We start from the raw sequence: 23083 nt of genomic DNA, 5'->3' as shown, positions 1-23083 counted from the left end.
TTGTAATAACCAAAATATTCTGCCTATTTGGTGATTACAAATAACCCCCAAACCCATCTTTAATCGTTGGGTTTGGAGGTTATTTTATTGCAATTTATTACTTATGGAAAACTTTTCTATACTTTCTTCGTCTATGGATAAGGGATATTCTTTAAGAACATTTTTTCTCTTATACACATTGATCAAGAAATGAGGAAAATCGTATGAAAAGACGTGCTCTATTACTCAGTATAATCACGTTATTGCTGCTCAGTCCCAGTGTGTGGGCGGCCGGAGATGATTTCACATCCCATATTCGCTCCTATGATTCCGGAAGTCTGATTCAATCCGATGGAAGCTTGTGGCTGTGGGGCTATAATCATTCCGTACCGACTCGTATAGAGGGCAAGCCGAACGTTGTAAAAACATTCTCTAATATTATCAACGAAGGCGATCTAGTATTTACCTTGCAAGACCACTCTGCTTGGTATGTGCCTAGAAACAATATTTCTGAATCCGTGAAATTTGTTCCTCTGGAAGGACTACAGAACCTCGCAGCTGTAAGTAGTTTGGGTGATCATATGCTCGCTCTTAGCAACGAAGGGAATGTATTTTTAGCTGATCAACTCGGAGATAGAAGTACCTTTAGTCGTTTTCAACCCCTGTCTGGCATCGGCGAGGTTGCCCATATAGATAGTTACTATGAGGAAAGACCGGATAATGAGGAGCGCTGGATATTCCTAAGAAAAGACGGCAGTGTATGGAAAAACACAAAAGCATTGCAGAGCTTCGAACCTATTTCATCATTAAAGGATATTACGGCAATTGCTAAAAATATAGCTTTAAAAAAGGATGGTACCGTGTGGACGTGGCCCAAAGAATTTGATAAAATTGTAGCTCCGTCCGAAATGCTATCCGTATCGCAAGTTCATGCCTTATCGGGCATCAAGACCATCAAGGCCAACAGGTATTCCAATCTCGCCATTGATCAGCAAGGTCGGCTATGGTTCTGGGGTGCCACAGTTACAGGTGCCTTAGACAATACAACCTATCACAACACGAATACCCCTGTACTGCTAACAGGAGTAAAGGACATTAAAGACGCCTTTTTCGTTGAACGCTCTATCCTTGCACTAACCACTGCTAGTAATGTATATGTTGCATCTCTAGATGGTGAAAAGTTACTTCCCAATGCCCCTTTTACATTACTTGCTCAAAATATTCAAAGCATCAAAGCAGGCCCACGGCACGTCATCATGCAAAAGGCAAACGGCGCACTGTGGGGTTGGGGGGTTAACAAACACGCGCAACTCGGTATAGGCGATTATGAATTTCTTTATAGTACACCAGTTCCTGTACAAAAGCCGATTCTCGTCCGTCTCAACAGTACGCCTGTCCCTCTAAGTAATGGTGTGATTACTCGCAACGGGCAGGCATTTATTCCCCTCCGCTCAGTATTTGACAAACTAGGAGCCGAGGTCATATATGATTACAACAGCAAAATAGCGAAAATGAATCAGTCCAAAGCAGGAGATCATCCCGTATCTCTAGAACTAAATTTCAAAACCAGCCAAACAAAAGTGAACGGTAAATCTGTAAAACTCACCAATCCGCCCTTCATGGTGAACGGTATTGGTTATCTTCCACTGAGGTTAATCAGCGAGACACTGGGAGCCAAGGTAGATTGGATACAAAAAGAAGATACTATTGTAATTACGACGAAGTAGTAAATAAAAACCAGTCCAAACATGATTTATGTTGGACTGGTCTTTTATTGCTATATACTGCGAGTAGTATGCAACTTCCTATCTGCCTTCGACATTTCGTTACAACACAAAATCCACCTATTTTTTAGCTTTATTTTCTTTCTCTCTTTCAACCAGCATATCCACAATCATATCAATCTGTCCGGTAATAGCGATCGGATCATAGCGATAGTACGTATCAAAATCATTAAAGAATACTCTATTATTCTTCACCGCAGGCAGATTGCCCCACACAGCAGACGATTTCAGTTGCTTAAGTGCGGTTCCCTTTTTGTCTGGATCATAGGTTGTCAGGAACATGTAATCTGCGTCATACTGCGGCAGTACCTCCATTGAAAGCTGTACGGTCTGTTCCTTGGAATTAGCTGTCTTCTTCGGCATGTTCAGTTTGAGCGCATTGTATACGGCTTGTCCGCCTCGCCCCGCATTGTCGCCAAAAATCCAAAGTGCGTTCTTGTCCGTCAGCTCATACAAACCGAAGGTTGCCTTTTCGTCAATAACACCTTTCAGCCGAGCGCGGCCTTCAGCAGCCTTTTTATCAAATGCAGCAATAAATTGCTCAGCCTTCTCCTTTTCCCCAGTGATATCGCCGAACAGCTTGACTGTATCATAGATATTAGTCGTCGTACCGTACGGAATGTACAGGGTAGGTGCGATTTTAGACAAAGCCTCATAGTTCGTATCCTTCATAACTATGATCAGATCGGGTTTGAGTTCCAGCGTCTTTTCCAAATTAGTCGGATCACCCACCTCTTTGGTTCCTTTTTCCTTTAGCAAATCGGTCAGAAAAGGATTTTGAAACGCAGTCGGCTCCACCCCCACCACGTTAGCACCCACGGACAGCAGCTCTCCGCCGTAAAAATCCGTTACAATACGCTGCGGCTTAGCGGGAATCTGAATATCCCCTTTAACCGTTTTAAAGCTCCTTGTCTCTCCAGTGGAAGCCGATTCTTGCTTATCTCCAGAAGATGAAACGGGATTACTTCCAGTGTTATTTCCGCCGCATGCGCTGATAAATACAGCCAATACAAGCATCAAAGTAGCCAGCATAAAAATCGATTTTTCCCTCAACCTATTAGCCCCCTATGTAATATGGAAATAGCCTTATACCATTATGATAATGATTATCAATATCGTAAGAAATATATCAAGTGTCATCCTTTCTGTCAACTGCAAAGCGAACTTTGCGTTATTTCGCTTTTAAAATAAAAAGACCTGCCAAAATATTGGCCAGGTCTTTTGGATGCAGCTGCTTCTTAAACCTACAAATCGGGGCTAGGTTGCTGAAGGGCTGCTTTCCGGTGATCGCTGTTTTGTTTTATATTCTTCTCCCCAATCCTTCATCAGATTAATAATCGGGATGAGTGTTTCTCCAAACTCGGTGAGAGAGTATTCAACCTTAGGCGGAACCTGCTGGTAGACTTCACGATGAACGACACCGTCCTCTTCCAGCTCGCGCAATTGGAGTGTCAGCATACGCTGGGTAATTCCCGGGCAGATCCGCCGAAAATCACTAAATCGCTTAGTCCCATACATGAGATGGTATAAAATAATCCCTTTCCACTTGCCCCCAATCACATCCAACGTGTACTCAACAGGACACGCCTGATCATTCCCAGCGGTACATTCACCAAAACCGCCTTTCCGATTGCGCATTGGCCCTTCTCCTCCTTGGTATCATTTTATATACTACAGCACATTAATGTGCGTACTTCAAAAACGATCATATATATTCTAATATTAGTCATGCACTTAGTAAGCGTCAATTTCAATCACATCCATAAGGAGTGGAATCACGATGGAAACCTTAACAACCACTAAAGATCAAATTTTAGCTGCATACAAGTTCAGACATGCTACAAAGGAATTTGATAGCCATAAGAAAATTAGCGATTCCGATTTTGAGTTTATTCTTGAAACCGGTCGTTTATCCCCAAGCTCGTTTGGCTTTGAACCCTGGAAATTTGTTGTCGTCCAAAGTAAAGATATGCGTGAGAAGCTGCTGCCCTATTCTTGGGGGGCCACAAAACAGCTCCCAACAGCAAGCCATTTCGTACTTATTCTCTCCAGATTGCCTAAAGATATGGTAGCTTCATCCGATTATATCAAGAATATGATGGAAAACGTGCAACAATTACCTGCTGAAGTGATGCAAGGCAAAGAGAAGGTATATGACGCCTTCCTAAAATCAGATTTTGCACTTGAGGAAAATGAAAGAGCTATGTTCGAGTGGGCATGCCGACAAACCTATATCGCACTGGGCAATATGATGACTGCCGCAGCTCAAATTGGCATTGATTCCTGCCCGATCGAAGGTTTTAATAAACAAGAAATTGAACGCATCCTCTCCGAAGAAGGCATTATGGATGCCGAGCATTTCGGTATTTCTTGTATGGTGGCTTTTGGATACCGCCTGAACGAGCCGCGCGACAAAACTCGGCGACCTGTAGATCAGATTGTGGAGTGGGTGTAAAACGCGGAATAAAGCAAAGGGCGTCCCAAGCCATTTCCATGGCTAGAGGCGCCCTCTTTACATAAAACTATAGTTCCTAAAAGTGTGGTCACTTCATAACGCCTACTGATAGTTCACTTTTTCCACGAAATAGATATCCTTCAAACGAGCTTTCACGCGTTCAATTTCATCTGCTGTTAAAGGAGCTGTTGGACATAGCTTGAAGTTCCTTCCGGTAACATAACTTACATCCGTATGACCATCCAAGTTGTAGGCCAGCCTTTGAACCGGTATTCGGGTATAATCGGTAAAGTCAATAATGGACCATGCCGCATCTCCGTCCTCTTTGGATAAAATAATCCGTTGTGAGGCATTTTCGGTCCACAAATAGCGCAGGTTCGCTGGTGAATTATTGGAATCCATAGCCGTCTTAATCCCTGAGCCTCTAAACATGAGCGTAAACTCCGTATGACCATTATTGGACCCTGCTACCGATTCATAAACCTGTTTCAGCCCATCCACACCCACAATCTCGACCTTGCGATCAAGCGGGAAATGATTCACAAAGTTCTCCCATATTGGACCCATATTATGGGTGTTGGCAAGTGCGTTGATGTCCAAAATAATGGACAAGTAGTTTACCGTATTTATACGTTGATAAGGGTTATCCAAATATTGCTGTACTATATACAGTTGTGGTGCCGCATCCGTCTCCGTCACATAGGGGTCACCCGGATGAAGAGTCCAGCGGGAGGAATCTTTCGTATAGCGTGATCCAATCGGATCAATCGTAACCGAGTTCATGAATACGGTACCGCTATTATCAGCAATTCCTTGTGCGGGAACAATCGGATTGTCTTTATTAGACCAGTAAGGCATCAAAGGTGAGCCCTCACCATACATGCCGTTAACATTATATTGTGTAGCCGACCATCCCATCGCGGATGTAATTCGATAGTGATCTTTAAGCCATTGAGTCTGTTCAGGATTCACCGTAAAGCTGGTCAATGATTTCGGGAGGTACTTCCGATATTGGTCTGTATCCATGCTTTCAAATACGGATGGTGATCCCATCGAACCAGATTGGTGTAGCTCATTGAATGCATTGTAACGGTACATATACAGCCACTCATCCATCTTTACTTCCCAAACAGGAAACTTCTCCTGGTTCGGATACCCGACCAATATCCCGACTTCATCTCCATACTGATCGACGTAATCCAGAACCTGTTTAAGCTGCGGCCGATTCGCTTCTACAAAAACAAATCCGTTATTCATAGCCCATGTCACTTTGATGTTGGGACCAAAGCGATCCATCAGCAATTGACGAGATTGCTTGATTTGCTCAACAGTAGTTACGCTTCCCTGCAGCATGATGGAGACAGCAAAGTATTGCTTTTTGCGTTCCCCGGGTTCTACCGTTAATTCCGCATCGGATGTGAAGTGAATCCCCTGGGATGGTGACTCAACCACAATTTTTATCGGAATGACCGAGTTCACTGCTGGAATCAAATGCAGGTTGGCAATCTTTCCATCCTCGTCAAATATTCCTCTGGAATCCTCTATCCGAAGTTTCAAGTCGGACGGCAGCATTTCAGGAGCTATAACCTCTCCTTTAGCATTATGAAATACGTAGGACATTTTCCAAGCAGCAGGATCTAAAGTAGCCGCCTCTGAAATAGTATACGTGGCCAAGTATACGGACCTGATTACGTTCGGTGGTTCTGCCGGCGGAGTCTTCCCTTTCACGATCAGCTTGGCCTGAGCTGTAAGAACCCGGTAAGGTTTGGCTATGGTGACCTTCATTTCTACCGGAATGAAGCTGTCCGCAGCCGGTATATTTTCGGGATGTGCGATTTTCCCTTGTACATCAAACACACCTAACCCATCACTAAATGTGTACGTAACATTTGTGACGCTGGCAGCAGGAATGCTTACTGGTCGTCCTTCATTGTATAGCTGAAAGGATAGCTGATACGAAGGGTACGTTTCCGGCTGATTTACTAGCTCCTGCGCCTTGATTACGACTTCATCGACCAAAAAATCCGAAAAGTGATCCGGTGGAATCACCGGTGGGTCAACCGGAATTACTGGTGGTTTGGGGTTAGGTCCCGGTGGTGTAACTGGCGGTTCTGGCTTCGGCTCCGGTGGTGTCACCGGCGGTTCTGGCTTCGGTTCTGGTGGTGTCACCGGAGATACTGGTGAATCAGGCCTTGGGCGATGCCTTTTAGGCTCCTCAATTTCCGAATTCACAGGTTGTTGCCTAATTTCCGGTGTCAAATCGACCGCCGTCTTCTTCGATTCTTGTTGGCTGGTCGTCTGAGGCATCGTTGCAGCTCCAGTTCCTGATGACTCCAACAAGCGCTTGGCACGTTCTTTCAGAACGTCACCGCCTAACCATATCCGATAAGCAACCAGCGTGGCGTCCTGCCGACTCACAGACTCTTTAGGGTGGAAATAATGATTTGTATCCCCCTCAATCAGTTCCAACCGTTCCATCAGCCATACGCTCGTTTGTGCATAATCTGATATATTAGGTTGGTCCACAAAACTGGATATACCAGCAGATCGGGTATCATCAGTAACACCAAAATACCGGGCATACCAAACGGCCATATCCTGACGAGTCATATTGTGCTTGGCACCGAATAATTGATCACTAATCCCTTTCGTAATGCTTTCTTCATGCAAGGCCTGTACATAAGGTAAAGCCCATGGTGACACATCCCGAAAAGAAGTTACGCCTCTGTTATTCGATGTTCGCTTTAAAGTTTTAGCGAAAATGCTTGCCCATTCCTGACGCGAGATAAATTGTAAAGGTCGAAAGCTCCCATCCTGATAACCCGTAACATAACCTTGAGCAGCCATGGCCTCAATCGCATCAGCTGCATAGGAATGTTCGATATCGTTAAAGGCTCTGTCCGCAAAAACAGGCGCACTATGTATACAGAACAACCAGACAGCCAGTAAACCAGCCATGTAATGCCTAATTTGTTTTAACTTTTTTTCATAATTCATTATTTGAGATCATTACACCTCCTTTACGAGATAGCACTGGGCCACTTTCACCTGTACCTTCATATCAACTTTGAAAATTAATCTCTTTTGTTTTCAAACGGTTTTTCATTACTGTTAACACCAAACTGTATATACTTGAATTATCGGAATAATCTCCCTAGGATTGAATAAAGCCAGCAAAAAAAGTGGTTTGAGCAATCTGCTGTTCTGCTCATTCACCATGTTTTTTTAAGCCGTAATTCCCTATCACTAAACAATGGTTTTCATTGGCAATTAAATACTTATCACCTTTTGGACTTATAATTTTAATCATGTTCAAAAAAAAGAAGAGATAACATCTTGTATCCACATTCGCTTGGAGAATACAAAATGTTATCTCGTTCTCGTGTACATCATCTGGCTGCTCGTTAATCCTTTTTCAACTCAGAGCCCTTATAAATATAAAAGTAGCCCTTTAGAGTTCCGTTTTGTGGATAAGCAGCAGGATCTTTGTCTTTTATTTGACTTACCCACTCTCGATTTATTAGCGTAGTGGGTCCTTCCTCAACTAGTGCTTCAGCGGACATTCCAGTAATTGGTTTAACTGTGCTGGACCAGAATGTAACTAAGTAGACATCGTTAGCATTAAATTGATAGCGTCCTTCACTTGGAGTTCCCTCATAAAACAGCTCAGCCAAAGAAGCAGCCTCAGATCCTCTCATAAAAATTCGAATCTCATCGGTTCCGTTCCATGTATGAGGAATTCCGCCTTTTGGATTCACGTATTCTACAATTGCTGGCTCCTTGTCGGTATTAAAATCAACAACCGAATATTTATAAACCTCATCCGTTACACTTTTGGTTGCAAATTCAGTTGTTTTATCTGTTCGATAGCCACTGAACTTTCCATACACATTTGGAGTTTTTCCAATAGCAGCAAGGGCCTTTTCCTGATCCATAGATCCGGCTCTACCAGCTACTGGTGTCAGCCTGTAGGTCTTGATTTCAGTCCCCTTGTACTGATCCCAAGTGTATTCGTAATAATATTTTGCATAAGATATTCCACTGTTCCAGCCTACAGATACCAGCATGATAATACCTAGCATGAATACTACTGGCCATTTTTTCAACTTCATACCCACAACCTCTTTTCTTCATATACACTCAAATCATCATTAGAATTATAGCTTTTCAATAATTCTACTAACAGTTAAATATTAGAAGGAAGTGTGGATAAATTATGTCTTTTCTGTTAGTTAGTCATGTGACTCCCTATATTATTGTTTTTATGAATATTTTCCGTTCCGGCATCCAATGCAGTTTTGTAATATAAGCATTTATGTTCAATAACCTCCATTGTTTTTTTTAGTTCCTCCATTTGTGCTTCTACAGTCGCTTTTCGTTCGATAAACATGTCATATCTTTGTTGTAGTGTGGAATCTCCCCCAGAACACCAATCAATGAAATTTTTAATTTCTTTGATCGGCATTCCGGTGGATTTTAGACATTCAATTATTTTTAAAGCGTCAATATCGGATTGTTTAAATAATCTTGTTCCGCTAGATGTCCGTTCTACAAAAGGCATAAGTCCCTCCTTGTCGTAGTAACGCAAGGCATATGCTGTAAGATTCAATTCTTTAGCAACTTTGCTGATCGAATATGTCTTCATCATGTATCTCCTATCCTTAATGATATAGACTTCGAGTTAACTCTAGGTATAGAGGGATTCTATCAAGCTATTGGTTGAGTGTCAAAGTCCTCTAGCATAAATTTTTAAAAGGAATATAGGGCTTGACTTAGAGTTAACTATAAGGATTAACATTGATCTGCAAGAGAAAGCTTCAGCCGACTTCACTTAGTTTTCACTTTGTATTCAATACAATTTCTTTCTCTTGAACAATATAAATAATAGGAGGTTATTTATGATTACTGCTAAAGCACGAGCTGTCGACGGCCCAGACAAACCGTTTCGAGCGGCTGAAATTAAACGACGGGATCTTGATTCACATGATGTATTGATTGAAATTAAATATGCTGGCATATGCCATTCTGACATCCACACTGCTCACGGCGAATGGGGACCCGTGAACTACCCTCTTGTACCTGGACATGAAATTGCAGGGATTGTTACGGATGTAGGAGCTGAAGTTACAAAGTACACAGTTGGTGACCGGGTAGGAGTTGGCTGTATGGTTGATTCCTGTGGCGAATGTGAGAACTGTCGTAAAGGAGAGGAACAATACTGCCTTAAAGGTAATGTCCCTACCTACGCCGGTGTTGACAAATACGGCGAGCCTACACAAGGCGGGTATTCTACCCACATTGTCGTAACTGAGGATTTTGTAGTAAGAATTCCAGATAATATTGAGCTTGACGTGGCTGCTCCATTACTTTGCGCAGGTATTACGACTTATTCGCCGTTAAACCACTGGGGAGCTGGTCCAGATAAGAAAGTGGCAGTTGTGGGCATGGGAGGTCTTGGTCATATGGCTATCAAGATCGCACATGCTATGGGTGCTGAGGTAACCGTTCTATCACAAACATTAAAGAAAAAAGAAGATGGCTTGCAATTTGGCGCGGATCACTATTATGCCACAAGCGAACCAGAAACATTTGAAAAACTGGCTGGACGCTTTGACTTGATTATTAATACGGTAAGTGCCAACATCGATCTGAACGCTTATTTTGCACTACTCACTCTTGACGGAACTTTGGTGAATGTCGGTGCCCCCGGGGAGCCGATGTCACTCAATGTGATGTCCCTTATCGGACATCGCCGTTCATTTGCAGGATCAATGATAGGAGGCATCCGTGAGACACAGGAAATGCTGGATTTCTGTGCGAAACACAATATTGTTCCTAAAATTGAAGTGGTATCAGCTGACCAGATTGACGAAGCCTACAAACGAGTATTAGCATCTGATGTGAAGTACAGATTCGTGATTGACATTAGCACAATGTAAGCTATGTAAATCAATAAATTGTAAAAGCGATTATGTTTGAAGGTGTCCCAAGCATGGCTTGGGGCATCTTCGCATTCCTTTTGCAAAACAAAAAGCTGTCAACGTCCATTTCCTTTTATTTGAAATCTAAAGATTCACCCCTTAGAATAATAGGTATATAAAGGAAGGGTGCACTTATCTATGTTCAAGAAAATGGATATCTATCGAATTCTCACTCTAATATTTGCTGTAGTTGCCATGGTCTCGTCCCTGTTATCCCTCGCATATCCCGATACTTACAAGCACGCATACACTATCGCACAATTTTTTCTAGGACTTGTATTTTTATTGTCCGGCATCTCAGAATTTAAGGCTCATCGTAAGAGTATAGCCATAATGAACTTCTCCGTTTCCTTTCTCACTTTCTTTGTATTTATATTTACACTTGTTGTGCGAACAGGTTAACCACACATCTTTTCACCTCACTCACAGCCTTCCCATTGCTCTATTCCTCTCCATATAAAAAAAGCCGAGTGCAACTCAGGTAATCTGAATTACACTCGGCAAATAGTACATTTTGAGCAGCCTATTCGTCTTTTTCTAATTCTTCAATTCTCTGCCGCTTTCCTATACCAAAGACAAAATATCCAACAACGACGATCGCCATAAATGTTGCCCCGACAATTAACGACAAGCGTGTATCCGGATTAAACCACATTCCAACGATTACGAGCAACAAAAAGATAATGGTGATGTAATTACTGATCGGGAAAAAACGAGACTTAAAATTATGATCTTCCATTTCGTTTTTCCACTTTTTCCGGAATTTAAATTGACTGATGGCTAATGCAAACCACGGTACCATACCCGGGAGAACACTGGCGCTGTAAATGTACAGAAACAGTTTGGAATCAGGCATTAAATAGTTAAATAACACGCCTACCAGCAGCAAGGAAATGGTCGTTATTATACTATTTCTAGGAACGCCGCTTGCGGAAACCTTCCCGAAGAACTTAGGAGCTTGTCCGTTCTTAGCCAAGGTATATAACATTCTGCCCGCACTATAAATACCACTGTTGCAACCTGACATCGCAGCTGTAAGTACAACAAAGTTAATAATACCCGCAGCAGCTACAATTCCTACTTTGGCAAAAGTCAGAACAAACGGACTGCCAATCTCGCCAATTTGGTTCCAAGGATAAATCGTAACAATGACAAAGATTGCCCCTACGTAAAAAATCAGAATACGCCAGATGATGTTTTTAATAGCTTTTCGCAGGGTCATTTTCGGATTTTCTGCTTCACCCGCTGTAATGCCCACCATCTCAATCCCCTGGTAAGCCGCCGTTACAATACATAGTGCAAATAGGAACCCTTTTAACCCTCCCGCAAAAAAACCACCATGGCTGACTAGATTGGATAGGCCTATCGGTTGTCCGCCGTTACCGAGGCCAAAGAAAATCATCCCCGTACCAACCACTAGCATGAAGATAATAGCGATAATCTTAATCATCGCAAACCAGAACTCAAATTCTCCATAAAATTTCACAGCCGCTAAATTGGCCAGCGCAATAATAATTACACCTGCCAAAGCCGGCAACCATTGCGGGATATCCGGGAACCAGTAGCCCACATATACCCCAATCGCAGTGACCTCCGCCATTCCTACAGTAACCCATAAGAACCAATAGCTCCAAGCGGTCAAGAAACCGGCCAAAGGGCTGATGTATTTATGAGCAAAGGTAGCAAATGAGCCCGTCACCGGTTCAAGAATCAGCATTTCCCCCATGATCCGCATGACAAAAAACATAATAATCCCAGCTAAGAGATAAGCCAACAGCACCGAAGGACCTGCCCATTTTATCGTACTTGCCGATCCCATAAACAAGCCAACGCCAATCGTGCCTCCAAGCGCAATCAACTCAACGTGTCGTGGCTTCAGCCCTCTCGTTAATTGTTGTTTCGATTCCAAAAGAACGCTCCCCTTCGTATATGTTCGTCATCAAATGCTAATGATCCGGAAAACTGCCCCCAAACATTATTAATTTTCAGACTGACGTGGTTGATCGAACGACTACACAGTAGCTCCACGATTCATAAATATACAAAGTCAACCACGTCCTATTTACCGTCTAAAACCTTACTGTTTCTAAGACCGAGTCCGTAGCATTAGATGCATTGTATGACAAAAAACGTTTAAATACAACTGCTAATTCGCAGACATTTTTAGACATGAAATGGAAAGGAAGGAGATTCATTTTACTGAACATTGGTCAATTTAATGTAATGCATTAGAGCGTTGAAGATACGTGTTTTTTCAATGATAAATATCACGATATTAAGCTTATTTAAAGCCTATATCCATACAGTGTAAAATATAAGCTCCGAATGAAAGAGCAACATTTCAAACATACCCTTGTGATATAACTAGGCATGAATTCCAAACAAGGAGATGAAGACATGAGCAGGTTAAAAGATAAAATCGCTTTAGTAACTGGTGCAAGTCGAGGAATCGGTCGTGGTATTGCATTACGTCTGGCTCAGGAGGGGGCAATTGTCGCAGTGCACTACGGAAAAAGGTACCATGAAGCAGATGAGGTGGTTCATCAAATTGAGCAACTTGGAGGGGCTGCATTTACGATCGGTGCTGACTTCAGTGCCCTGAGCGGCATTCATGATTTATATGCAAAATTGGATGAAGCACTTCGGGAACGTACAGGCGATAATCAGTTTGATATTCTCGTTAATAACGCTGGAATAGGTCAAATTGTCTCCCTAGAAGAGACAACTGAAGAATCTTTTGACGAAGTCATGAACATGAATGTCAAAGCACCTCTTTTTGTTACCCAGCAAGCTTTGCCGCGTCTAAAAGATGGGGGCCGCATTATCAATCTCTCATCATTTGTTACACGCGTGGCCTCGCCTAGTGTTTTTGCCTATAGCATGTCAAAGGGGGCAATCGACACACTTACACACGTTTTGGCTCATCAACTTGGGAACCGTTATATTACAGTCAACGCCATCCAACCTGGCATTATCAATACAGAGATGAATAGCGGAACCTTACAAGATCCCGACGGGCAGAAATTTGCCGCTGGCCTATCAACCTTTAAACGCTGGGGCGAGCCTGAGGATGTTGCAGATATAGCTGCCTTTCTTGCCTCATCAGACAGCCGTTGGATCACTGGTCAATTGATTGATGCAAGTGGCGGATCTCATCTGTAAATAACACAGGTTCAAAATAAAACAAATTGCGTTGGTGAGAGAAAGGCAATCTTCCACCAACGCATGTAATAAGCAGTCATTCAAGTTGTTCAACACGACTACTACAGATCAGGTACCACAAAAAGTCCGGTAAGGACAGCTGGATTTCTCAGGCAATGTAGAGTAAATTTCCTGTTCGATAGAATAAGCATACGGATCCGAAAGAACTTTAAGAAGCTGCTCCATCACACGGTAATCCTCTCGTTCCACCGCAGCTTCCAGCGCTTCTTCTACCCGGTGGTTGCGCGGGATGATTGCAGGATTGCTGCTGCGCATGAGCTGATGCGCGGAGGCTTTGGATTCCTGCTGTCTGTCCAGCCTCGCCTGCCACTGCTCGTGCCATTGGGCAAAATCCGCAGTGCCGAACAAAACCGCATCCTCTAGCTTGTTTAAAGTTAGGGCACGGAATGTATTGGTGTAGTCCGCGCGATGCTTCTGCATGATATTCAGGAGCTCCTCAATAAGAGATTCATCCTCCTGCTCTTCGTTAAAGATCCCTAGCTTCGCTCGCATTCCCGCAAGCCAATGATGGCGAAACATGTTTGCAAAATCTGAAATTGCATCCTCGGCCATTTTGACAGCCTGCTCTCTGTCGTCATGCAGCAGTGGCAATAGGGTCTCCGCAAATCTCGCGAGATTCCATGCAGCGATATGCGGCTGATTGACATAAGCATAGCGGCCCTGTATATCGATGGAGCTAAACACCGTCTCAGGATTATAGGTATCCATAAAGGCGCAAGGACCATAATCAATGGTTTCTCCGCTAAGAGTCATATTGTCAGTGTTCATCACTCCGTGAATAAAACCCACCAGCTGCCATTGGGCGATCAGCTTCGCCTGACGCTTAATCACTTCCTGAAGCAGTAAAAGGTAACGGTTTTCGTCATTGGCAACTTCCGGATAGTGTCGTTCCAATGTGTAATCAGCCAGAGTCCGCAGATCTTGGGACGTGCCCCATGCCGAGACATATTGAAAGGTGCCAACGCGAAGATGACTGGCAGCCACACGGGTCAGAATGGCACCGGACTGCTCTGTTTCCCGGACGATCGCCTCACCCGTGGTTACCACCGTCAAGCTGCGGGTGGTAGCGATACCTAGCGCATGCATCGCTTCGCTGATGATGTATTCGCGGAGCATCGGCCCAAGTGCCGCACGGCCATCACCACGACGAGAGTACGGCGTTCTGCCTGAGCCCTTGAGCTGAATATCAACCCGTTCACCCAAGGGAGTGATCTGCTCGCCAAGCAGTAGAGCACGACCGTCTCCTAGCATGTTAAAGTGCCCAAATTGATGTCCTGCATAAGCTTGAGCAAGAGGCGTGGCACCTTCGGGAACCTGATTGCCAGCCAACATCGCAACGGCATCCTCTTTTTGCAGCGCCGTTTCGTTCAACCCCAGTGAGACTGCCAACGGATGATTTAAAATAATCAGCTTTGGTGAGCGAACAGGATTTGGATTGAGCTTCGTAAACATGGATTCCGGCAGACGAGAATAACTGTTGTCGAAGTTCCATCCTATTTTGTCTGCTATTTCTTTTTTCTCCGTCATAGTGTCTCCTTTTCTGCTATGGTATCTTGGATTTTTCCATTTTAGTTTTTACTTCTATCCATTTATTATCCACTTTTCACCATGCTGTTGTGCTTTACTTTTTTATTGTAACCGCTGATCAAACATAAATTGTATTTGGATACCGAACGGATCTTCTACAATACCATAGGCTTGGCTAAACACATTACTAGATAAAGGAACAATGATTTTCACTCGATCATCTGTTATTAAACTATGATAAAAATGTTCAATTTCTTCTCTGTCAGCACTTTGAATACATAATGAAGTATTATTCCCTACGGTATATTCCTCATTGGGATTCATTGGTTCTTCTGCTATCATAACCTTTGTTCTTCCGATCATTAAGACAGAATGAGAAATATAATCTTTATTTTCATCAGTAAGCTGTATTGAGCTGTCACGTTTGGCCATGTCTTGATAAGTAACGAGAAATCGTTCCTCTGCGTTAAAATGTTTTTTGTAAAAAGCTATAGCTTCCTTTGCTTTTCCGTTCATAGATAAGAAAATAGCTACTTCCAGTGTTGTACTCATGGGTTCAATCTCCTTTTATATCATGCTTTTAGGTAGATATCTTATAGATTTGATATATCCCCTTGAACCTATTATCATATGTAAAGGTATCAAAACATGACACCTTTTATAAGGAGATTTATGTATGAAGAAACCCGAAAGATTAAATGACATGATCAGATACTTAAATAGTCGTGAGTACTTTAATTTAAATGATCTCATGGATAAATACCACATTTCAAAAAGTACAGCCTTACGTGATATTAGTTCATTAGAACAATTAGGTATGCCTATTTATTCGGAACATGGCAGACATGGACGATATGGTATCTTAAAAAATAGATTGTTATCTCCTATTATTTTTACGCTGGATGAAGTATATGCTCTGTACTTTGCAATGTTGACATTAGAAGCTTATCAATCTACACCATTTCATTTAAGTGTTAATAAACTCAATGAAAAGTTTGAACACTGTCTTTCTAAAATACAAATAAACCAGATTCATAAAATGAAAAAGGTTCTACAATTTGAAATATATCAACATAATCATGTTAGTCTCTATTTGGACAAAATTCTAACCGGTATTCTTAATGAGACGTACTGTAAGATTCAATATTCAAAAAATAACCAGAACAAAAGTTACCATGTTCAATTTTTCAAGATTTCCGCTAAGTTTGGCCAATGGTACGCTACTGGAATAGAGTTAAATACGAACAAATATAGGGTTTTCAGATGTGATCGAATCACCTCAATAGAAGAAGAGGAAATTAATTCTCACTTTTCTATAGATGAACTTCTTACTCGTTCATTAGAAATGTATCAATCTGAGAAGAGCATTGATTTTGAAGTAGAAATTGTAGAACAAGCCAAGGATATCTTTTATAAAGAACATTATCCCTCTATGAAAATAGAACAGGGTCATAAAACAGTCATAAAAGGATTCTACAATCCTGGAGAAGAAGAGTTTATCGCTAATTACTTTATGAGGTATAGTCATAATGTACGCTCAGTGAAGCCTGAGTCTTTAAAACTGATTATTAAAGAAAGAGTTGAGCACCTCCTAAACCACTATCAAAAATTATAAGACCATCGAAGGTTTGTTCCAAAGATTCTCTACATTTTAGCAAGAAAAAGAAGCCTCAAGCTCCTTTTCCCTGCCAACGATAACATTGAAATTATGGCTTCCGTTTGGCGATAACAGCATAGGATACCGTTCTTGTGAATCCCGTCGGATTCCATGCAGTAAATACCCATCTGTCTTCGGCCGCGGAATAATTATTGAGAAGAAATCCTTGTTCATTTCCAGAGAAAGTCCATGAGCCGCTAATCAGGTTGTAGTCATTACCGTTAATCGTAGTGCTTCTAAAGCTATTGGGAGAAAGAGTGACCGGAGCGAAAGTGAAACGTGCGAATCCATCTCCAAGTTGAGTTACACGAATGGCTTTTCTAACATTCATAACCACATGGCTTCTTTTTTTCAGTTTTTTCCCCAATTTTGCTTCCGCTTTTCTAATTTTCACTAAAGTTGCCTTTCGCAAAGAAATCATCTCCTTCATTGTTATACTTATAGTTAATGAAGGACTAAATGCTTTTGAATGGACAAAATCCCCGGTAAATTGGCTGGATTTTCTGGAGGTGCTGAAACAAAAAGCCCTTCCTTACAATAAAGGAGGGCTTGATACCGCTACTTCTTATGTCCTATACCGATTTTGTTAAGCCGATATGGGTGATCATGGTGTCATATGGCTCTAACTCCATGGTTTGTTTGCCATAGTCCGTTTCAATCGTCGTTCTTTGCAGTTGATCGCTATTGTTAATAACAACCAACATCTCACTTTCTGGATAATAAGCACACTCTGTATATAAGTTATCCGTAATATACTTCGTTTCCTTTAACTCATTGCCCGCAAAGCGGATTATATTCAGCAGCAGTCTTGTGTTTTCCCAGCTGAATTCGAATGAAGGAAGGTAAATTCCCTTTCCTTTACCGAAGGCATGAGTCGATAGTGTTATCATTCCATTCGTTTCAGCTGCTATCGCAGCTGACCCATCGGTGAGATAAATGCTGTTCTTTGGCGTTATACTTGCCCCTTCAGGCACCAAACCATGCTCATCCCTAACCTCATATGTCCATCTTCCATGAGCTACTCTGGAGCCTGTATCCTCATCCAGACCGAGGACATGTGCCATTCTGAAAAAGCTGTCGTGACCTTCTACCGCTGAAGGCTGATTGATGCCAATAAAGGTCCCCCCCTCATAAACCCATTGGGTCAGTAAGTCTACACATTTGTTGTCATCCCAGTGCTTTCCACCACTCCATGCTGAACCGGCAGAGCCGGCATTGATCACTACATCACAATCCTGTAGTATGCCCTGACGGATATCTTCAAAATCAATGAACTGCACGTCAACCGGCAATCCGGATAAAGCCTCATTAATATGAATCAAATCATGCATATATGTTTCGTGGAAATGACCAGACAAGGTCCACGATCTCAATTTTCCCCAGCTATGCAGAATAGCTACCTTCGTCTTCATGTGATAGGGTTTGCCTTCATGATGCAGTTCTTTGATTTCTCTGAATTCATTGGCAATCTTTTCGATGTAATCGCAAAAATCCGGGTAAGGCTCGACAAGATGCAAATATCCGCCCAGTCCAATCCGGTCAATCGGTTCCCTCAACAGGGCGCGCCGGATATTAATCCAATACTTTTTGGCATCCAGCGTGGGGTTTCCCCCTTCCATAAAGGTAGGAAGCCCGCCCAAACCAACCGGAAATAAGTATGGATGCAGCCGAATTTCATGCGTATTCACTTTTACACCTGAACACAGCCTCGCCTCGTAACCTGAGAACACACATTTAATCAACCCGTCAAATCCAAACTCTTGAAAACGGTCATTATAAGGCTCCATGCCAACCCAACTGTCATCATAAAACACGTAGGCCAACTTGCCGTGCTTATGCACAATATCAATTAATTTCTTGCCAAACTCGATTACAAAGTCATTGATAAATGCCATCCAGTCCAGCTTGCGCTGCTCAGCCGGGATATGTGTGACGCGGTATTTCCCACCATTCACAAAATCCTCGGCAGTCATCGAGTACCCATATTTCTTGGCAAACAGATCAAGCGCTCTTGAACTTACCGTAAAATCGTATGACCCCCAATCAGAGAACAGATGGCGATTGCGCTCATTGCTGCCCCAAATCCAGGCAAAGTTATAAAATAAGGAGGTAAACCGGACAACCGTGGTTTCCTTATGATGAAGACACCAATCTTCCATCCAATCCAGCAGATACTGTTGCGTTTCTGTATAGATAGGATCAATCTGCATCAAATGCTCTTTGTCCCAATGATTCGTGGTGTGATTGTACATGGAAATCTCTTCCCAGATCCGGTAGACCATGAAGCTTACCGTGTATTTATGCCAAGGAGCAATTCCGGTAATGACCACAATGCCGGATTCCCTTTCATAATTCCACTGTTCTCTTGGAACTTCTCCCCCGGTCGTTCTGTCAAAAACCTGCCAGTAGTTAAGCGCCTCTTTGGAATCATTCACTTTGAAATGTTCTGCAAAAAAATCCTCCATCAGATAGATGGATACATAATCCTGTACAGCTACCTTCGGATTCGTAATTAAAAAACACTGCTGCAGCTTATCCAGATTGCGGGACGCCCACTCGTTATGATCTCTGATGATACAGATTGTAGAATAAATGTCATATCCAGCGTTTATAATCTCATCGGACAATTGCGTGCCGTCACTGTCACGGATAACATCAGCACCCCATCGTTTAGCTAATTTCAGGGTCAGCGCCTCATAACCAGATTCTCCTGGTAGCGTAAAGGCCCCCGTTGTTTGTTTAGACAACTTCGATCCCTCCTAATTCAACATATCGGATAGAAAAGCCAACGCCAAGCCTTGTCCCCAGCCCTGAATCCAGTCTTTTGGAATATTACGATATCCTTCCCGATCTTTCATAACCGCTGTGCCGCCCGATACACCTAGTACCCGTCCGTCTTCGCTAATATGGTTCAAGATGCCCTCTAATGCCTTTTGCACGTATTTGGTATGCAGCGGATTGCCGTTATTGATCATGGCCGCCGCGATACCGCAAGATGCAGATACTTCTTCATAGGACTCCTCGTCATCCAGCACTGTCCGCCACAGACCATTCTCTGTTTGCACGCCCTTCAGTGCCGCCAGTTGATCCCGAAGGGAACACTCCACGTCCATACACGGCGGATACAAATACCAGTCTTTCAAATGAATTTTGACTTGCGACATGGTATATGCTCCCCAAGCATTCGCTCTTCCCCAGAAAAATCCGGACATGTGATCCTGTTTGACATTGTTGTAGCCATGGTACCAGAGACCACTGCTAGGGTCTTGCAGGTATTTGATATGCCAGTAATATTGATTTAAAGCATCCTGGATCATTTTCTCGTCCTTTAATTTGGTTCCTACACGAAGTAGAAAAAATGCCGCCATAAACAATGTGTCCGCCCATGCCTGTTCTGGAAAATCATTAGCAACGGATACCGTATGCTGCAGAACATGGTCTCCGAACCTGAGGGCATTGTTTTGGATGTAATCCACCTTGCTCATCACAATATCCCAATATTTCTGGTCTCCTGTTTCTTCATACAACGTGATCAGCATATGGCCCATGGCACATGTGTTAACCGTCCAGTGCGGCAAACCCAGCTCGATGTATTCATCTGCCCACTGGACAAGCATATTTAGATATTCTTTATTCCCTGTTTGGGTATAGGCCCTGGAAACACCATAATAAGCCACACCGCAAGGCCAATCCCATGTTAAATCCATCGCCATCGTTTTTCTGACGACTTTATCGATAACTCTTAATATCTCTTCCTTGTCATAAATTAATTGAAGCATCGTTATTCCCCTCTCATTAGCGCACACGCCCCCAAAGGCGCTTGAGAGCTGTTCGTCACTATTTTGGAAACGCTTTACTTATTTCATTGTACGCAGTAAAATAGTCTCAATCTAAGCATATCCACAACAAAACTACGCAATTTCAATCATTTATGTGAGGATTTTGCAAAAGTCCAATAAGCGACTTCCCATAAACAATATATAGATCGACATGATCTAGTTCGTCTATATATTGCACCTTGGAGCGATTGGAATCGAATTTTCCAAAATCCTGATGTATATCTGCTGGCTAAACTTGACATAGCGTTCACCTATAATCTACTCAAATCCAAGTTATGGGAGTATCGAATATGCCCAGAAAAAAGAAGCCCATTATAGAATACCGACATTACAGCTTGCCTATAAACTTCCCTGTCTTGCTGTTAAGCGGTGAACGTTGGAAGATTTCAGATATTAAAAGTGAGCATCTCCATTTTCATAACCATTTGGAGATTGGTATTTGCTATTCGGATGGCGGTTTCATGGAGATCAAAGGAGAAACTGTCCCCTTCAAAGCCGGGGATGTAACTTTCATTCCCAGGTATCTTCCTCATACCACGTATAGCTCGCCAAATACAGCCAGCCTTTGGTCTTATATCTTTTTTTCGCCAGAGGACCTTTTCCAACATTCTTTTAAAAGCGCTTACAGCAACTTTGAGCCCAATTTGTGGGTCGTAAAGGGAATAAACTGCATAATAAACAAGGAGCAGCATCCCAAGGTGTATACACTTGCGACTTCGATCGTAGAGGAATTACAACAACAGAATCCTTACTATCAGGAAAGCGCCTATGGCTTATTGCTATCCCTTTATATAGAACTTCTCAGAATTCACTCCAGGAATGAATCATTGAAAGATGCAGAAACAGTACATAACCGGAAAAGCAATTTTGCCATTTCTCCGGCTTTGGAGTACATCACTAAAAATTATATGATACCTGTTACCATAGATTTTTTGGCTGACCTATGCCATTTGAGCACAACTCATTTCCGCAGAAAATTTCACGAGATTATGGGGACATCGCCTCTCGATTTCCTAAACAGCACCCGAATCGAAGAAGCCTGCAAGCAGTTAAAAAGCACAGAAGACTCCATTCTTTCAATCTCCGAGCAAGTCGGTTATCGCTCCATTTCCAGCTTCAACCGATGCTTCTCCAAGCTCATGGGAGAGCCGCCTAAAGAATGGCGTAAAGGGGCGCAATCCGAAGCACAATCGGCGAAGGCGTCTATACTGGAGTTTACGGGATGGGTTTAATTTTGCCAAACTGAATCAAGCAGCTCGTCCACTTCCTGAATTCGGGTTACCGATGGTGTTTGTATAAGATTTCCTCTCACCATAACCATAGCTACATTCGACAAAGCTTTTATATTGTCCAAAGGGTTGTGCTCCAACACGATTAAATCTGCCTGTTTTCCGATATCAATGCTCCCTGTAAGGTGATCAATGCCTAGGATTTCCGCATTAGACTTTGTTACCCGTTCGATGACCTGACCCGCATTCAGTTTCGTTTGTCTCATATAGTGGTCTAGTTCCCGCCACATATCATAGTGAGTGACGTAAGACATTGCGGCATCCGTTCCAATTCCAATTTTGATCTCATGTTCTACAGCCTGACGCAGCCCCTTCAGCATGGAGTCGTACACAAGTCGCGAATTTTCCTTAACCGTTTCATTCACCTTCGTTAGGCTTGTGTCCAATTTCGCAACGGGATACCCAGCCTGTAAAGTAGGAATCAAGGCGGTATAGCCCTTTAATGCCCTAGGATTGTTTTGATACAGACTTATGATCTCCTCATCCATCTCCGCACCATGTTCAATGGTATTCACCCCGCCTTTTAGCGCGATTCTTACGCCTTCGGTACTTTCCACATGGGCTGCTACACGCATACCTATTTTATGGGCTTCCTCGCAGACGGCAGCAACCTCTTCCTCCGTCATTTGCAAGCGGCCTGCTTCGCCGATCATGGTGGCATCGGTAACCCCGCCAGTCACGCATATTTTGATTAGGTCTACTCTGTTTTTCACATTAATTCTTACATTTTTTCTCGCTTCCCATGAGGAATCGCCGGTCAAAGCTAAATAAGGCGCCCCATGACCGCCTGTTACACTCAGGAAATACCCGGACACCAAAAGGTTGGGACCCACAAACTGGTTTGCATTAATCTCATCTCGGAGCTGTGCATCAGTGTAAAAAAATTCACCGACGCTGCGCATCGTGGTTACACCGGAATGCAGTGCCGTTAGAGCATTTTTCTTCACCCGTTTTTTTAACACATTTCGGCCCAGTCTCGTATCCAAAATATGATGGAATGCAAAATTCAGCAGCCCTTCGCTTGCAGACAGCGTAAATGGCTTTCCATCTGCAAAAAGATGGACATGCGCGTTGATGAGACCAGGCATCACATATTTCCCTGATAAATCAATCGTTTGATAATGGCTAGGGATAGCCAAATCACTTGATCTCCCGATCTCCTGAATCAGCCCGTCTTCGTGAATTAAAATCGTCATCATTTTTTCAACGTCTTTTTTCGCGTCTCCATAAATCACATTGCAGTTCTTAAGTGCATAACCTGTCTTCATCGTGTCTCCCTCCTGCTGCGCTCAAGCTGTTTAATAATGAATTATCTATTCATTTTTGAAATGAAAAATATAGGGACAGCCT

18 protein-coding genes are annotated in these 23083 nt (G+C 42.8%); 6 read left to right on the top strand and 12 right to left on the bottom strand.

Annotated elements, in window-relative coordinates; all coding sequences use genetic code 11:
- The first annotated feature begins 203 nt into the window (after positions 1–203).
- Positions 204–1706 carry a stalk domain-containing protein gene (locus tag ACN6NF_RS04485; protein ID WP_474315534.1) on the top strand — a complete coding sequence of 501 codons (1503 nt, stop codon included), beginning with the start codon at positions 204–206 and terminating at the stop codon, positions 1704–1706.
- A gap of 117 nt (positions 1707–1823) precedes the next feature.
- Here ACN6NF_RS04485 and ACN6NF_RS04480 read toward each other — a convergent pair whose 3' ends face one another.
- A complete protein-coding gene (locus ACN6NF_RS04480) occupies positions 1824–2816 on the bottom strand; it encodes an ABC transporter substrate-binding protein (RefSeq protein ID WP_474315532.1) in 993 nt (330 codons plus the stop codon).
- Between the two features lie 204 nt (positions 2817–3020).
- Positions 3021–3401 carry a winged helix-turn-helix transcriptional regulator gene (locus ACN6NF_RS04475; RefSeq protein WP_017426240.1) on the bottom strand — a complete coding sequence of 127 codons (381 nt, stop codon included), beginning with the start codon at positions 3399–3401 and terminating at the stop codon, positions 3021–3023.
- A 142-nt stretch (positions 3402–3543) separates the two neighbouring features.
- Between ACN6NF_RS04475 and ACN6NF_RS04470 the strand changes: the two genes are divergently transcribed.
- Positions 3544–4218 (top strand): NAD(P)H-dependent oxidoreductase, encoded by a 675-nt coding sequence (locus ACN6NF_RS04470; RefSeq protein ID WP_474315530.1) that lies wholly within the window; start codon positions 3544–3546, stop codon positions 4216–4218.
- Between the two features lie 102 nt (positions 4219–4320).
- Here the strand turns inward: ACN6NF_RS04470 and ACN6NF_RS04465 are convergent, their stop codons facing one another.
- The 3 genes from ACN6NF_RS04465 to ACN6NF_RS04455 all read right to left on the bottom strand — a co-directional run bounded on the left by ACN6NF_RS04465 (position 4321) and on the right by ACN6NF_RS04455 (position 8863).
- Positions 4321–7215, bottom strand: a complete 2895-nt coding sequence (locus tag ACN6NF_RS04465) for an S-layer homology domain-containing protein (RefSeq protein WP_474315528.1) — start codon at positions 7213–7215, stop codon at positions 4321–4323.
- Between the two features lie 407 nt (positions 7216–7622).
- Entirely contained in the window at positions 7623–8330 is a 708-nt protein-coding gene (locus ACN6NF_RS04460) for a hypothetical protein (protein WP_474315527.1), read from the bottom strand.
- Between the two features lie 116 nt (positions 8331–8446).
- Entirely contained in the window at positions 8447–8863 is a 417-nt protein-coding gene (locus ACN6NF_RS04455) for a MerR family transcriptional regulator (protein WP_474315526.1), read from the bottom strand.
- Between the two features lie 253 nt (positions 8864–9116).
- Between ACN6NF_RS04455 and ACN6NF_RS04450 the strand changes: the two genes are divergently transcribed.
- The gene (locus tag ACN6NF_RS04450; protein WP_019686215.1) at positions 9117–10157 is read left to right on the top strand and encodes an NAD(P)-dependent alcohol dehydrogenase; all 1041 of its coding nucleotides are present in this window, start codon (positions 9117–9119) and stop codon (positions 10155–10157) included.
- 565 nt (positions 10158–10722) lie between these two features.
- On the opposite strand, the gene ACN6NF_RS04445 is transcribed toward ACN6NF_RS04450, so the two are convergent.
- Complete coding sequence (locus ACN6NF_RS04445; protein ID WP_474315524.1) at positions 10723–12108, bottom strand: amino acid permease; 1386 nt, start codon at positions 12106–12108, stop codon at positions 10723–10725.
- A 488-nt stretch (positions 12109–12596) separates the two neighbouring features.
- Here ACN6NF_RS04445 and ACN6NF_RS04440 point away from each other — a divergent pair, with 488 nt between their 5' ends.
- Complete coding sequence (locus ACN6NF_RS04440; RefSeq protein ID WP_474315523.1) at positions 12597–13361, top strand: SDR family oxidoreductase; 765 nt, start codon at positions 12597–12599, stop codon at positions 13359–13361.
- A gap of 108 nt (positions 13362–13469) precedes the next feature.
- On the opposite strand, the gene ACN6NF_RS04435 is transcribed toward ACN6NF_RS04440, so the two are convergent.
- Entirely contained in the window at positions 13470–14948 is a 1479-nt protein-coding gene (locus ACN6NF_RS04435) for a protein adenylyltransferase SelO (RefSeq protein ID WP_474315520.1), read from the bottom strand.
- Positions 14949–15050: 102 nt separating this feature from the next.
- The gene (locus tag ACN6NF_RS04430) at positions 15051–15500 is read right to left on the bottom strand and encodes a VOC family protein (RefSeq protein ID WP_474315519.1); all 450 of its coding nucleotides are present in this window, start codon (positions 15498–15500) and stop codon (positions 15051–15053) included.
- 124 nt (positions 15501–15624) lie between these two features.
- Between ACN6NF_RS04430 and ACN6NF_RS04425 the strand changes: the two genes are divergently transcribed.
- The gene (locus ACN6NF_RS04425; RefSeq protein WP_474315516.1) at positions 15625–16563 is read left to right on the top strand and encodes a helix-turn-helix transcriptional regulator; all 939 of its coding nucleotides are present in this window, start codon (positions 15625–15627) and stop codon (positions 16561–16563) included.
- 91 nt (positions 16564–16654) lie between these two features.
- On the opposite strand, the gene ACN6NF_RS04420 is transcribed toward ACN6NF_RS04425, so the two are convergent.
- From ACN6NF_RS04420 to ACN6NF_RS04410, 3 genes are all read right to left on the bottom strand, one after another.
- Entirely contained in the window at positions 16655–16936 is a 282-nt protein-coding gene (locus ACN6NF_RS04420; protein WP_474315514.1) for a hypothetical protein, read from the bottom strand.
- 241 nt (positions 16937–17177) lie between these two features.
- Entirely contained in the window at positions 17178–19352 is a 2175-nt protein-coding gene (gene gnpA, locus ACN6NF_RS04415) for a 1,3-beta-galactosyl-N-acetylhexosamine phosphorylase (protein ID WP_474315513.1), read from the bottom strand.
- Between the two features lie 12 nt (positions 19353–19364).
- Positions 19365–20384, bottom strand: a complete 1020-nt coding sequence (locus tag ACN6NF_RS04410; protein ID WP_474315511.1) for a glycoside hydrolase family 88/105 protein — start codon at positions 20382–20384, stop codon at positions 19365–19367.
- 350 nt (positions 20385–20734) lie between these two features.
- Here ACN6NF_RS04410 and ACN6NF_RS04405 point away from each other — a divergent pair, with 350 nt between their 5' ends.
- On the top strand, positions 20735–21676 hold the full coding sequence (locus ACN6NF_RS04405) for a helix-turn-helix domain-containing protein (RefSeq protein ID WP_474315509.1): 942 nt from the start codon (positions 20735–20737) through the stop codon (positions 21674–21676).
- On the opposite strand, the gene ACN6NF_RS04400 is transcribed toward ACN6NF_RS04405, so the two are convergent.
- A complete protein-coding gene (locus ACN6NF_RS04400; protein ID WP_474315506.1) occupies positions 21673–23001 on the bottom strand; it encodes a metal-dependent hydrolase family protein in 1329 nt (442 codons plus the stop codon). The two genes, ACN6NF_RS04405 and ACN6NF_RS04400, sit on opposite strands and share 4 nt — an antisense overlap.
- Positions 23002–23083 lie beyond the last annotated feature (82 nt).

The organism is Paenibacillus sp. TSM33 (assembly GCF_056099025.1).
Note: the sequence above shows the minus strand (reverse complement) of the source record. Positions and strands in the feature narration are given on the sequence as shown.

Excerpts from the sequence above, each read along its gene's own strand:
- ACN6NF_RS04485 (WP_474315534.1), top strand. The coding sequence starts at position 204 with ATGAAAAGACGTGCTCTATTACTCAGTATAATCACGTTATTGCTGCTC.
- ACN6NF_RS04475 (WP_017426240.1), bottom strand. The coding sequence starts at position 3,401 with ATGCGCAATCGGAAAGGCGGTTTTGGTGAATGTACCGCTGGGAATGAT.
- ACN6NF_RS04470 (WP_474315530.1), top strand. The coding sequence starts at position 3,544 with ATGGAAACCTTAACAACCACTAAAGATCAAATTTTAGCTGCATACAAG.
- ACN6NF_RS04465 (WP_474315528.1), bottom strand. The coding sequence starts at position 7,215 with ATGAATTATGAAAAAAAGTTAAAACAAATTAGGCATTACATGGCTGGT.
- ACN6NF_RS04460 (WP_474315527.1), bottom strand. The coding sequence starts at position 8,330 with ATGAAGTTGAAAAAATGGCCAGTAGTATTCATGCTAGGTATTATCATG.
- ACN6NF_RS04455 (WP_474315526.1), bottom strand. The coding sequence starts at position 8,863 with ATGAAGACATATTCGATCAGCAAAGTTGCTAAAGAATTGAATCTTACA.
- ACN6NF_RS04450 (WP_019686215.1), top strand. The coding sequence starts at position 9,117 with ATGATTACTGCTAAAGCACGAGCTGTCGACGGCCCAGACAAACCGTTT.
- ACN6NF_RS04440 (WP_474315523.1), top strand. The coding sequence starts at position 12,597 with ATGAGCAGGTTAAAAGATAAAATCGCTTTAGTAACTGGTGCAAGTCGA.
- ACN6NF_RS04435 (WP_474315520.1), bottom strand. The coding sequence starts at position 14,948 with ATGACGGAGAAAAAAGAAATAGCAGACAAAATAGGATGGAACTTCGAC.
- ACN6NF_RS04430 (WP_474315519.1), bottom strand. The coding sequence starts at position 15,500 with ATGAGTACAACACTGGAAGTAGCTATTTTCTTATCTATGAACGGAAAA.
- ACN6NF_RS04425 (WP_474315516.1), top strand. The coding sequence starts at position 15,625 with ATGAAGAAACCCGAAAGATTAAATGACATGATCAGATACTTAAATAGT.
- ACN6NF_RS04420 (WP_474315514.1), bottom strand. The coding sequence starts at position 16,936 with ATGAATGTTAGAAAAGCCATTCGTGTAACTCAACTTGGAGATGGATTC.
- ACN6NF_RS04410 (WP_474315511.1), bottom strand. The coding sequence starts at position 20,384 with ATGCTTCAATTAATTTATGACAAGGAAGAGATATTAAGAGTTATCGAT.
- ACN6NF_RS04405 (WP_474315509.1), top strand. The coding sequence starts at position 20,735 with ATGCCCAGAAAAAAGAAGCCCATTATAGAATACCGACATTACAGCTTG.
- ACN6NF_RS04400 (WP_474315506.1), bottom strand. The coding sequence starts at position 23,001 with ATGAAGACAGGTTATGCACTTAAGAACTGCAATGTGATTTATGGAGAC.